Genomic DNA, 12,180 nt, shown 5'->3' with positions numbered 1-12,180 from the left:
AGAATGGCCGCTGAATTTCCGACGACCCGCGATATAGCACTCGACCCCAAGACTTCAGGTATTTTGTTTATCGATGTGCAGAATTTTTCCTCAGGACCGGAAGGCGGCGAGTTCAAGGACGTGCCACCTGACGAGGTGACCAAGACGTACGGTTACTTTTTCGACCAGGCCAAGACCGTCGCCATTCCAAATATGCAAAAGCTCCAAGCGGCTTGCCGAAAGGCGGGGGTCGAGGTCCTTTATACGACCATCGAAAGCCTGACCAAGGACGGCCGCGACCGTAGCCTTGATTACAAGATCACCGGTTTCAATGTGCCGAAGGGTTCTTGGGATGGTAAGGTCATCGACGAGATTGCGCCCACAGATGACGAGATAGTTCTGCCGAAGTCGTCCTCTAGCGTCTTTATCTCGACCAACATCGATTACCTATTGAGAAATCTGGGCATACGGCAGCTTGTTCTTTGCGGCTTTCTAACGGATCAATGTGTTGAATCCGCTGTGCGCGATGCGTGTGATTTAGGATACCTGGTAACCTTGGTGCCGGATGCTTGTGCCACGATTACGCCGGAGCGGCAGGAAACGTCACTGCGGGCGATCAAGGGCTATTGCAGGCAGGTAAGTACCGACGACTTGTTAAGGGAGATTGAAGGCCGATAAGGGCCGGACGACCGAAAGCGCCACAGGATTTGTGTAACGCTTTCGATAGAGTGGGTTGAATGCGCCAGAACGAGAAGAGAGGCTCGGCGTTGCAGCCCGGTGGTGAAGCCAATGAATAGGACAGGGAGAGTCATATGAGAAACAAAGCAACATGGTTCGTAGCATCGGCAGCCGCGCTGTTGATAGCGACCACGTCTCAAGCGGCCGAGGATAAGATCATTATCGGCGGTGCGCTTTCGCTGACCGGTGTTCAGGCACCCCTAGACACGCCGGGCCTGCAGGGCGCGGAAGTGGCGGTGAAATACCTGAACGACAACGGCGGCCTGCTGGGTAAGCAGATCGAGTTTATCAACATCGACGGCAAATCCGATCCTGTGACGGTCGGCAACGTTGCGGTCGAATTGATCGATAAGGGTGCCGAATTGATCGTAGCGCCTTGCGATTTCGACTTCGGCGGTCCGGCCAGCCGCGAGGCTCAGGCCTCCGGGTTAGTCGGTATCTCGACCTGCGCATCGGATCCGCTCTATAGCTCTTGGTCGCTGGGCGACAAGCAGTTCACCCTCTCCATGTGGAATACCACGATGGGTGCGGTGGCGGCCGATTATGCCTTTAAGGAGCGGGGTTGGAAGACGGCCTATGTCGTGACCGACCAGTTCATCGCCTACACCAAATCCCTATCGAAGTATTTCGTCGCGCAGTTCGAGGCGAACGGCGGTGAGATCATCTTGGAAGACACCTACACAAACGGCGATAACAACTTCTCGGCGCAACTCGCCCGCCTGCAGGCGCTCGGCAAGAAGCCGGACGTGATTTTCCTTTCCTCCTATGGACAGGACATCGGCGCCATTATCCGCGCGTTACGTGAAGTGGGTTACGACGCCCCTGTTCTGGGCGGTGACGCCTATGACGACCCGGCCATGCACGAGGCTTTGGGAGATAAACTCGGAAACGATGTCTACTTCGTAACCCACACTTGGATGGGCCCCGAAGCGCATCCCGACATGCCCAAGTTCATCGATCTCTTCACCCAGATGTACGGCAACGCACCCGATACGTCTTTTGTGTCGACCGGGTGGGACACGATTATGCTGTTGGCGGCCGCCGTCGAAGCGGCGGGCACAACGGATGGCGACGCCGTGGCCAAGGCGCTGGAAGAGGGTGAATTCGATCTTCTGACAGGCAAGCTTGATTACGGGACCGCAGAGGAAGGTCACGTACCGAACAAGGCCGCCGTCTTGGTTGAGCTAAAGGGCGGTAAGCCGACTTTCGTTGGTTGGCGCAAGCCGGAAAGCATTCCTGCACCTTGACGAGGGATGACGCCGGGAGCTTCGTGTTCCCGGCGTCCTTTTCCGGGGACTAAATGTCGAATTCTACTTTGATCGCTGAAGATGTTTCGGTGGAGTTTTCCGGCCTGCGTGCGCTGGACGGCGTGACATTGAAACTCGATCCTGGCGAAATCGTCGGTCTGATCGGCCCAAACGGATCGGGCAAGACTACCCTGATCAATGCCATCACCGGACAGGTACCGTTGGCCGGCGGCGAAGTGCGGTTGGGCGAAGCGAAGTTGTCGGGACTATCGCCACGGAGTATCGCATTAAAGGGGATTGCCCGTTCATTCCAGATCGTGCGGCTTTTCAACAATCTGACGGTTATCGAGAACATCGAGAGCGCGGCGCTGGCGCACGGTGATGGGCTCCGCAAGGCCCGTCAGAAAGCGGCCGGATTGCTGGAAGAGTTCGGCCTAACGGCCCTGTCCGATGCTCTGGCTGTGGGATTAAGTTACGGCGACAAACGCCGCGTGGAGATCGCGCGCGCTTTGGCTGCCGAACCAGGGTTCTTGCTGCTCGATGAACCGGCAGCGGGCATGAACGAGGCGGAAACGGAAAAACTGCTCCACACATTACAAGGCCTGCCGCGCGAGCGCGGTCTGGGGCTGCTGATCATCGATCATGACATGAGCTTGATGATGCGCTTGTGTGACAGACTGCATGTCCTGGCCTCCGGCGGCACGATTGCCACGGGAACCGCCGAGGAAGTGCGGCGAAACCCGGCCGTGATCGAAGCCTATCTAGGATCGGAGGCGGTCGATGCTTGAGGTCCGTGATTTACAGGTGCGCTACGGCGCGATCCGCGCTGTCCACGGCGTTTCGCTGGAAGCCGCCGACGGCGAGTTGGTGGCTTTATTGGGCGCCAACGGCGCGGGCAAGTCCTCGACTTTGATGTGTATCGCCGGGGCGTTGAAGGCCGCGGGCGGCTCGATCCGTTTGGGCGCGGAGGACGTCACGGGCGCCAGCCCGGAGGCGAAGGTACGCAAAGGCGTGGCAACCGTTCCGGAAACCCGCGATGTCTTTCCAGACTTGACGGTCGAGGAGAATTTGACCTTGGGCGCCTATATCCGGCGCGCAGACACCAACGGCGTGCGTGAAGACCGAGAGAAGATGCTGACGCTGTTCCCTCGCTTGGCGGAACGTTCGGCACAACCTGCTGGTACCTTGTCCGGCGGTGAGCAGCAGATGCTTGTGATCGCGCGCGCGATGATGTCACGCCCGAAGTTGCTCTTGCTTGACGAACCCTCGCTGGGACTGGCGCCGGTTGTCGTCGACCAGATTTTCGAGATGATCGCAGCATTGAAGCAATCCGGACTGACCATTCTTTTGGTCGAGCAAAACGTCGCCAAGGCTCTGTCGGTAGCCGACAGAGCCTATGTGATGCGGTTGGGTGCGATAGCAGCCTCCGGCAGTGCTGCCGAGATCGGCGCTGCCACCGACCTCAGTGCACTCTATCTGGGAGGTTGAGCGCGTGACCTTCACCATCCAGTTCATTATCGATGTTCTGAGCCTGGGCGGGGCTTATGCGCTGATGGCTTTGGGGCTGGTCATCGTATATGGCATCTTGCGTCTCGTGAACTTTGCCTACGGCGAGTTGATCATGGTCGCCGGCTATACGATGTATATGGTTGGCGGCACCGGCTTGCCTTGGTTGGTCATGGCTTTGATCGCGGTGATCATGGCGATTGCTGCCGGCATCGCGACGGACTACGTGGCCTTTCGACCGGTCAGGGATAAGTCTGTGACGGCCGTTCTCATCACCTCTTTTGCCTTTTCGGCCTTGCTGCAGAACGCGGCGTTGTTGTTCATCTCGCCCCGACCGCGGACGGTTCCGCTGCCGGAAATTTTCTCGCAGACCGTTCAGATTGCAGGCGTCATCACGCCCCTCCGCAATCTGATTACAATAGCGGCTTCGGTTATATTGCTGGCGCTCTTCGCATTCCTCATGCGCCGGACCGTTTTGGGCATTGCCATGCGGGCGGCGGCAACGAATTTCACTATGGCCCGGATGCTGGGAGTCCCCGCGAATCTCATCATCACTTCGGCCTTTGCGATCAGCGGTTTCCTGGCCGGCGTGGTCGGACTGTTGTGGATCGGCCGGATTGGCACAGTGGTGCCGGGGATCGGTCTGGGTCCGCTTCTTGTTGCTTTCATAGCTACGGTGATTGGCGGCATGCGCAGTCTTCCGGGTGCGGTCATCGGCGGTTTTCTGCTGGCGATGATCGACACAACGCTCAACTACACCTTGCCGCAGGATCTCCTGAAATTTCGAGACGCCTTCACCTTCAGTCTGGTCATCATGATCCTGCTGTGGCGTCCCGAAGGTTTGATGAAGGGCCCGGCGTCGGGTCAACGAACATGAGGGCCTCATGAACCGCAACCTGCTGACATTGCTGATCCTCAGCAGCCTGATCGGCCTGACGGTGCTGGCCAGCGAAGCGGTGGGAATCCGGCTTTACGACCGTGTCGCCACTAATCTTTGCATATCGTTGGTTTTGGTCCTGGGGTTGCAGGTCTTTATGGGCAACTCGGGGATTCTTTCCTTCGCGCACATAGGCTTTATGGGAATCGGCGCATACACGTCTGCGGTTCTGACCATTCCGGCCCAGATGAAAGGCATGGCGTTACCCGATCTCTATCCATTCCTGCAAGGCGTGGCCCTGTCACCCTACATCGCCATTGCCATCGGCGGCGCGGTGGCCGCGTTTGTCGCCGCAGCCATCTCCTATCCTCTGATGCGCCTTTCCGACGCGGCTGCGGTCATCACGTCGTTCGCCCTATTGGTCGTTCTCTATACGGTCATGACGCACTGGAGTCAGGTAACAAACGGACCGCGGACTCTATTTGGCTTGCCTAAGGCAACGGACCTCAATCTGGCGGCGCTCGTTGCCGTACTTGCGTTGGGCGGGGCTCTGGCCTTCAAGGAGTCTGCGACTGGAAAACTCCTGAGGGCAAGCCGGGACGATGAAACCGCGGCGGCCGCCGTCGGCGCTCACATTCCACACCTTCGCTGGCGCGCCTTTATCTTGGCGGCTTTCTTCGCTGGCGTTGGCGGCGCCTTATGGGGCCACTTCATTACCTCATTCTCGCCGAAAGCTTTTTACCTGAAAGAAACCTTCCTGATCCTTTCGATGCTGGTGATCGGGGGCGCAAACACGGTCACCGGTGCGGTGGTTGGCGCTTTCATCGTGACTGGCGCCTACGAAAGCTTGCGTGGGATGGAAAGCATGATGAACGACGCCAAAGTCATGGACGAGCCGGTCGTGGGTCTGACGGAAATAGTCCTGGCCATCGCCATGATAGCGATCCTCGCTTTGCGCCCGGGTGGGTTGTTCCCGACCCGTGAGATCGGCGCGTTGTTGTTCCGGAAGAAGACGAAAACGGAGAAAACCTCATGAGTTGGAAAACTGCCCATCGCTCGTTCTACTACGCCAACGCGGAGGAACCGGAGGACATTCGGCTCGATCCGAAGACCACCGCGCTGCTGGTGATCGACCTTCAGGAAACCTATATGGAGGACAAGGATACGCCGGAGGAAACGGCGCGCTGGCAGCCTTTCTACGACCGTATGCGCAAGACGGTGATCCCCAATAACGCGCGACTGATCGCAGAATGCCGGGCACGGGGCGTGGAGGTAATTTTTGCGCGGATCGCCTGCATGAAATTGGACGGCCGTGACCGCTCCCTCAGTCAGAAGAAACCGGGCTTTAACTATCTGTTGCTGCCGAAGGATCGACCCGACGGTCAGGTGATCAAGGAGATCGCCCCCCAAGACGACGAGATCACCATCATCAAGACCACCGATAGCGCGCTGACCGGCACCAACCTGCGTTTGGTCCTGCACAACATGGGGATCAAGGATGTTATCTGCTCCGGTATTTTCACCGATCAGTGCGTCGCTTCGACGGTGCGGAGTTTGGCTGATGAGAGCTTTGGCGTGGTGGTAGTCGAGGACTGTTGTGCCGCCGCTACGATGGAACTGCACAACCATGAACTCGACATCATCAACATGATTTATTGCCACGTCGTCCATCTCGATGAAGTTCTCGAGTTCTTCGATTGACGCTACTTGCATCGGGAGGTGCAGCGTGACGGGTTTGTACGAGCGGGATAAGCGATCTCTTTCGACCCTGTCCAACCTGCGGTTTTTCCCGCAGTCGATTACGGGTGGCAAAGGCAGTTTTCTGATCGCGGAGGACGGTCGGCGGCTGCTCGACTTCTCGGCTTCCTGGGGGGCGGCCAGTCTCGGCCATTCCCATCCCGCCCTGGCGGCGGCGGTTGCGGGGGCCTTGAAGGATCAAGCGGGTGCCAGTCACCTTTCCACGGCCAACCTTCCGGCTGTCGAGCTGGCTGAAAAGCTGCTTGCTTTGGTGCCGGATCGGGCCGCGGGCAGGGTTTGGCTGGGCCATTCCGGCTCCGACGCAAATGAAACGGTGGCACGTGCCGTGCTGGCCGCGACGGGACGCTCTCGTATTCTTTCCTTTAAGGGCGCATACCATGGCGGCACCAGCGGATCGATGGCCGTGTCCGGGCACCCGGTGCAACAAGGTGTTCCCAAAGCGGCCGGCCTCAGCCTGATACCCTTCCCCAACGGGTACCGGGATGGCGGCGACGCGACTGCAGCGCAGGCAGCGCTCGATCATCTCCGAGCGCTTCTGGATGGCCCCGTTCCGCCAAATGAAGTTGCCGCGCTTTTCCTTGAGCCGATCCAATCGGATGGCGGCATGATTGTTCCGCCGGATGGTTATTTCCAAGAGGTTGAAGCGCTTTGTCGTCGGCACGGCATTTTGATCGTGGCCGACGAAGTCAAGGTAGGGTTGGGCCGGAGCGGGCGGTTCCATGCTTTTGAGCACCTTGGGATTCAGCCCGACATCGTTGTCTTCGGCAAGGGGCTGGGGGGTGGTCTTCCGGTATCCGCCGCTGTGGGCCCTGAAGCGATCATGAATCACGGCACGGCCTTCTCTTTCCAGACAGTCCATGGGAACCCGGTCTGTGCAGCGGCCGCAAAGGCAGTGCTGGAAACCATCGAGCGGGACTCGCTGGTTGAACAGGCGGCAGAGGTTGGGCTGCACCTCAAGGGACTTCTGGAGCGATTGCAGGAAAAGCACGCTTTAGTGGGCGACGTTCGTGGGCGTGGCCTGGCGGTTGGCGTCGAACTGGTGACAGACCGTCAAACCAAGGAGGCGGCAAAGACGGCAACCGCGTTGACCGTTTATCGCGCGTTCGAACTTGGCCTTATTCTTTATTATGTCGGGGTCAGTTCAAATGTGTTGGAGTTCACGCCCCCGCTGACGCTGACCAAGGAAGAGGCGACGGCTGGAGTCGCCCTGCTGGATCAGGCTCTAACCGACGTAGCGGCAGGCCGCGTCGATCAAAAGAAGGTCGCGGCCTTCGCAGGTTGGTGATGGCGTTGTTCCCCGCAGATTCTCAGGCAAAACAAACGCCGTAGATCGGCGGTAAGGTATTGGTCACCGCGCCCCAGCTATCACCTTGGTCTTCACTGACCCAAAGGCCCCCGGTGGTTGAGCCGAATGCCAGGCGATCTCCGCTGCTATCGATGGCAAGAGCGTGCCGGTAAACCAGATCGTAAGCATGGACCTGGGGCAAACCCTTTGTCAGGGCCTCGAAGCTTATGCCGCCGTCGCGCGTGCGGGTCACTACCAGCTTCCCGCCCTTTGGAATGCGCTTCTCGTCCTTGATCTCCGGTACGAACCAGGCTGTATCCGGGTCTTGCGGGTGGACCACGACCGGGAACCCGAATGTGGAAGGCTCGACGTCGGTGATCTCCGTGAAATTCTGACCCTCGTCGGACGATACGAAGATACCGTTGTGGTGCTGTACCCACATGCGCCATGGGGCTGCCGGGCAGAGCACGAGGCGATGAACATCTTGGGCGATAGGATCATGGGTCAATTCCGGTGGCACGTACTCCGCGCGCATGCCATGGCCACGTTGCGACCAGCTTTTGCCTGCATCGTCGGAGAACCATATGCCTCCGGTCGACACGGCAACCCAGAGCCGTTTTGAATCCGTGGGATCGAGACAGATGGAATGAATGCCGGGCAGGTCTGCGCCGCCACCGGCCCATTGCTTGCGCAAGGGATGATCCCAGAGCGGCCGCACTAGATCCCAACTATCACCATGATCCCGGCTATGGAACAGGCCGCCGGGAAGTGTGCCGCACCAAAGGACGCCCGGTTCATCCGCGCCACCGCTTTCGAGCGCCCAGATACGGTTTGTGCTCCATTCCAAAGGACGGCCCCACATGTCGAATTCTTCGTGGCCGTCGGGCTTCGGCGGATAGGTCGGTACAGCAATTTCGGCCCAACGATCCTTGGCCCGGCGGTGGAGCTTGACTCCGAAGTGGCCGTGGTCGAGCGCGGCGTAACAGCAACCATCCCGCGGGTCGACGAGGGCCAGCGAAACGTTGTCGCCCAGAAAATCGACGTCGCTTACCGCCCAAACGCCTGCATCGCGTTTAACCGTAAAAAGACCCTTCCGGGTCGACAGAAGAAGTTTGTCGCTCATGCTCAGCCTCCCGAGAGGGCTTGTATGACGTGAATCTGGCTGGTGGAATCCACCTTGTCGCTGAGGTGTACACGGTCGCGTATGGCCTGACCGTCAATAAAGATCGTCATATGCTTCCGAAGGCACGATTGATCATCCAGGATATAGCTGCGCGCTGCCGGGTTCTCAGAAAAAACCCGTTCAAGAACTTCCCCAACCGTCGCGCCTTCGGCCACGCTGGTGGGGCAGGCTACATGCCTTTGAATGTTGGCTGTGAAGAATATCGTGGCCATCGTTCGCAATCCCTCGCAGCTCTGGCCTTCCTGGGTCCTGGATGCCGAAAGCAAGCTATCATGGTAAAGTCGCGGCCATGAGTGCGCGGTTTTCTCTACCAGTGAAACGCTATGGACTCCCAGCACGCACGTTTGATCAAGAAAATTCGCCGGATTTTTCCGAAAAGGAGCAGCGAAGCCATCTTTGCGGCACTGCGGAGCTATGGCGTGGAGCCGCATGAGCGAGAGCCCTATCGCGTGTATCTGGCGATCCTAAAGCTTAGCGAGGAAGATCATCTTTCGGACGTCTCGTTCTATCTGAAAGTGGCAAAGCAGGACCATCGCGACGTTCTGGCTTGGGCAGAGTATCCGAATCAAACCAAGCTTGGACCTAATGCAGATTCCGAGGAGAGAGCGGAAAGCGTGCGAAAGGATGAAGCGCAATATCAAGCGTGGCTCGAAAAAACCTAAGTGTCGGCAAGAGCCAAGCTCACCCGAAAAAAAGTGCTGTCGTCGGCAAGAAACTCAATCGTCAGGTCGCCGCCCATCGTACGCATGATCGCTCGACTTATGGGTAACCCCAGCCCAGCGCCTTGATCTCGTTCCGCGCGGCGGCCGCGGGTAAACTTCTCGAACATGGCCACTGCTTCATCGCGACCGACCCCACCGCCGTTGTCGATGACATCGATATTCAAGCGGCCAGCGACAACCTGAGGTTTGAGCTTGATCCATGGATTGTCTGCGTCGTTGTACTTGACTGCATTGGTCAAGAGGTTGATCAAAACCTGACAGAGACGATCTTCGTTGGCGCGGACGCGCACCTTTTCAGCAACCGGCTGTGATTCGACGGTCACACCGCTCTTGCGTGCGAAACCGGACACCGTGGCAATTGCCGTGTCGATGGCGTTGCCGGGATCGATCGGACTGAGCGCCAAGTCGAGCGTTCCAGCTTCAAGGCGGCTAATATCGAGAATCTCATCCAAGAGACGGGTCAAGCGCAGGCATTCTTCATGAATGATGGCGATGAAGCGCTGGCGCTCCGCCTCATCCACTGGTTCAGCACTCAAAAGTATTTCGGAGAACGACCGGATCGAGGTCATGGGCGTGCGCAATTCATGGCTGACTTGGTTGAGAAACTCGTCCTTGCGCGCATCAAGGCTGCGCAACCGCTCGTTCGCATCCCTAAGTTGGCGCGCTGCGCGCTCCAGTTCGGTGGACTTCTCGGATAGCTGGCGCGAGGTTTCGATCAATCGTTGGGTCTCGTCGGCGATATTGATCAACTCGGTGATACCAATCATTTCCTGACCGGCTATGCGGCTGACCATGGCATGTGCCGAGGCCGCCCCCACCGAGCCTGACAATTCACGCTCGAGTCGCGTTATAACTGCATCGTTAGGCGAGGGCAGTCCATCCGCCGTGCCCTCGCTTCGGGCCATCTCGTCAAACAGTGCGCGGGCCGGTTCCGCACCAAGAATACGCTGCGCCAGTACGAAGAGATCCTCAGATGTCGCCTTACCGCCGACGAAACGCGGGGTTTCACCGCTGGCCGAGCGGAACACGTCGACGAAAAGTGCGCCCTGCAGGCGTTCAAGCGGTCGCATGTCCGACAGTCCTGAAACGATAAGAAAAAGGAGTGTGTTGGTCCCCAAGCTCCAAATAAGAGCATGGGTGAGCGGCTCGACATCCTGCAGTCCGAGCAGCGCTTCTGGGCGAAGCAGGTTGATACCCCAAGGTCCAACTTCGAGCATTGTTGCGATTTGAGGGAAATCGCCCCCGAAACTGGGTAGGAAAAGCGTATAGGCCCATAGGAAAAAGCCGAATCCGAGGCCGACGAGCGCGCCCATTCGCGTCGCACCACGCCAGAAAATCCCACCAACAAGACTCGGCAGAAACTGCGCGACACCGACGAAGGCGATCAAGCCAATGGCCGCCAGGGCGTCGGACCCGCCGCTGAACTGGAAGTAAAGAAATCCAAGACCCAGAACCAAGGCGATGCTGATACGGCGCGTCGTCAACAGCAGATTGCGCACATCACCGCTGACTTGATGCTGGGCCGAGAAGAAGTGCAGGGCAATGGGCATGACAACATGGTTGGATAGCATGGTCGATACGGCAATTGCCGCCACGATCACCATTGAAGCTGCTGAGGAGAAGCCGCCTAGAAAAGCCAGAAGCGCAAGGTCCTGCCGTCCGGATTGCAGCGGCAAAGTCAGCACGAACAGGTCCGGATTTGATCCACTTGGTAAGAACTTCAAACCGGCAATTGCGATCGGCATGATGAAAATGCTCATACCGAAGAGGTATAGAGGGAACAGCCACGACGCAGTTGCCAGATGCTTTTCCTCGACGTTCTCGACGACCGTGATCTGAAACTGACGAGGCAGGCAAATTATGGCGCTGGCAGAAAGGAAAGTCAGGACGATCCAGCGCGACCCAAAAACACCCTCCTGACCATAAATAACCTCGTCCGGGACATTGGCGAAAATCTCACGCCAGCCGCCGGCCAGGCCGTAAACCGCGTACACTCCAATCACAATCAAGGCGACCAGTTTGATTACGGCCTCCACTGCGATGGCCGCGACGACACCGTGGTGCCGTTCGTTTGCATCAAGGTTGCGAGTGCCGAACAGGATGGTGAAAAGCGCCATGCCTGCAGCGATCCAAAACGCGGTTGTGGTGCTATCCGCCCCGCCGGCAACAACCTGATAGCTTCGTGTGACGGACTGTAACTGCAGGGCGATGTATGGTGTGATTGCCATTACCGAAATCACGGTAACCAGAACCGCCAGGCTCGAACTTTTCCCATAACGCGACGAGATCAAGTCGGCGATCGAGGTGATACGATGGACTCGCCCGATCCGAACCAGTTTGCGCAGCAGCCACCACCAGCCGATAAAAACCAATGTTGGCCCCAGGTAGATGGTGACGAACTCCAACCCGTTTCGAGCCGCGGATCCCACCGCACCGAAAAACGTCCAGGAGGTGCAGTAAACGGAGATCGAGAGGGTGTAGATCAAAGGTGAGCGTAACCAGTGGAGCCGACCGCGCCGCGAACGTCGATCGACGACGAACGCGAGGGCGAAGAGCAGGACGACATAGCCTAGGCAGATGATCAGGATGAGATCGACGGACAGCATCAGGCGGAGGTCTTCTGATTGTCCTGAAGGTCTTCGGCGGTCGCGCTGCCGTCATTTGGGTCACTCAAATTCCGAGACAGCAATGCGGCGACCGCGATCAAACCAGCCCATACCGCGAACACATAGACCCAGACACCGGGCAGGCCGAATAGCGTCAAATCCAACGGGAATATCTTTGCTATTGGCGGGGTCAAGAGCAGTAGCCCGACGAACGGCAGGATTAACGCCCTGTCCCGGGACTTGCTGTGCCTCAAAGTGCGATCTGGAATACGGGCCATG

Annotated in this window: 13 protein-coding genes; 9 read left to right on the top strand and 4 right to left on the bottom strand. The window is 58.2% G+C overall.

The window, feature by feature from the left end:
- Positions 1-3 precede the first annotated feature (3 nt).
- From ABIE63_RS15425 to ABIE63_RS15390, 8 genes are all read left to right on the top strand, one after another.
- Positions 4-657, top strand: a complete 654-nt coding sequence (locus tag ABIE63_RS15425; RefSeq protein WP_354505672.1) for an isochorismatase family cysteine hydrolase — start codon at positions 4-6, stop codon at positions 655-657.
- 134 nt (positions 658-791) lie between these two features.
- Positions 792-1,964, top strand: coding sequence for an ABC transporter substrate-binding protein (locus ABIE63_RS15420; RefSeq protein WP_183416985.1), 1,173 nt, complete (start codon positions 792-794; stop codon positions 1,962-1,964).
- A gap of 53 nt (positions 1,965-2,017) precedes the next feature.
- Positions 2,018-2,752: an ABC transporter ATP-binding protein gene (locus ABIE63_RS15415; RefSeq protein ID WP_183416986.1), complete on the top strand. Its 735-nt coding sequence runs from the start codon at positions 2,018-2,020 to the stop codon at positions 2,750-2,752.
- Positions 2,745-3,452, top strand: a complete 708-nt coding sequence (locus ABIE63_RS15410; protein WP_183416987.1) for an ABC transporter ATP-binding protein — start codon at positions 2,745-2,747, stop codon at positions 3,450-3,452. The genes ABIE63_RS15415 and ABIE63_RS15410 overlap by 8 nt, the downstream gene beginning before the upstream one ends.
- Before the next feature lie 4 nt (positions 3,453-3,456).
- Positions 3,457-4,347: a branched-chain amino acid ABC transporter permease gene (locus ABIE63_RS15405; protein WP_354505667.1), complete on the top strand. Its 891-nt coding sequence runs from the start codon at positions 3,457-3,459 to the stop codon at positions 4,345-4,347.
- A 7-nt stretch (positions 4,348-4,354) separates the two neighbouring features.
- Positions 4,355-5,383, top strand: coding sequence for a branched-chain amino acid ABC transporter permease (locus ABIE63_RS15400; RefSeq protein ID WP_183416989.1), 1,029 nt, complete (start codon positions 4,355-4,357; stop codon positions 5,381-5,383).
- Positions 5,380-6,048 (top strand): cysteine hydrolase family protein, encoded by a 669-nt coding sequence (locus tag ABIE63_RS15395; RefSeq protein ID WP_183416990.1) that lies wholly within the window; start codon positions 5,380-5,382, stop codon positions 6,046-6,048. The genes ABIE63_RS15400 and ABIE63_RS15395 overlap by 4 nt, the downstream gene beginning before the upstream one ends.
- Positions 6,049-6,073: 25 nt before the next feature.
- Positions 6,074-7,390 (top strand): aspartate aminotransferase family protein, encoded by a 1,317-nt coding sequence (locus ABIE63_RS15390; protein ID WP_354505663.1) that lies wholly within the window; start codon positions 6,074-6,076, stop codon positions 7,388-7,390.
- Positions 7,391-7,412: 22 nt separating this feature from the next.
- On the opposite strand, the gene ABIE63_RS15385 is transcribed toward ABIE63_RS15390, so the two are convergent.
- Together ABIE63_RS15385 and ABIE63_RS15380 are read right to left on the bottom strand one after the other, a co-directional pair.
- A complete protein-coding gene (locus ABIE63_RS15385) occupies positions 7,413-8,513 on the bottom strand; it encodes a hypothetical protein (RefSeq protein ID WP_354505660.1) in 1,101 nt (366 codons plus the stop codon).
- A 2-nt stretch (positions 8,514-8,515) separates the two neighbouring features.
- Positions 8,516-8,785 carry a MoaD/ThiS family protein gene (locus ABIE63_RS15380; protein ID WP_183416993.1) on the bottom strand — a complete coding sequence of 90 codons (270 nt, stop codon included), beginning with the start codon at positions 8,783-8,785 and terminating at the stop codon, positions 8,516-8,518.
- A gap of 111 nt (positions 8,786-8,896) precedes the next feature.
- Between ABIE63_RS15380 and ABIE63_RS15375 the strand changes: the two genes are divergently transcribed.
- Positions 8,897-9,235, top strand: coding sequence for a hypothetical protein (locus tag ABIE63_RS15375; protein WP_354505656.1), 339 nt, complete (start codon positions 8,897-8,899; stop codon positions 9,233-9,235).
- Here ABIE63_RS15375 and ABIE63_RS15370 read toward each other — a convergent pair.
- The gene (locus tag ABIE63_RS15370) at positions 9,232-11,901 is read right to left on the bottom strand and encodes a sensor histidine kinase (RefSeq protein ID WP_354505653.1); all 2,670 of its coding nucleotides are present in this window, start codon (positions 11,899-11,901) and stop codon (positions 9,232-9,234) included. The two genes, ABIE63_RS15375 and ABIE63_RS15370, sit on opposite strands and share 4 nt — an antisense overlap.
- Complete coding sequence (locus ABIE63_RS15365; RefSeq protein ID WP_183416996.1) at positions 11,901-12,179, bottom strand: hypothetical protein; 279 nt, start codon at positions 12,177-12,179, stop codon at positions 11,901-11,903. Before ABIE63_RS15365 ends, ABIE63_RS15370 begins: the two co-directional genes overlap by 1 nt.
- Position 12,180: the final 1 nt, after the last annotated feature.

Origin of the sequence: Limibacillus sp. MBR-115 (genome assembly GCF_040549425.1) — a bacterium.
GTDB lineage: Bacteria > Pseudomonadota > Alphaproteobacteria > Kiloniellales > CECT-8803 > Limibacillus > Limibacillus halophilus.
Note: the sequence above shows the minus strand (reverse complement) of the source record. Positions and strands in the feature narration are given on the sequence as shown.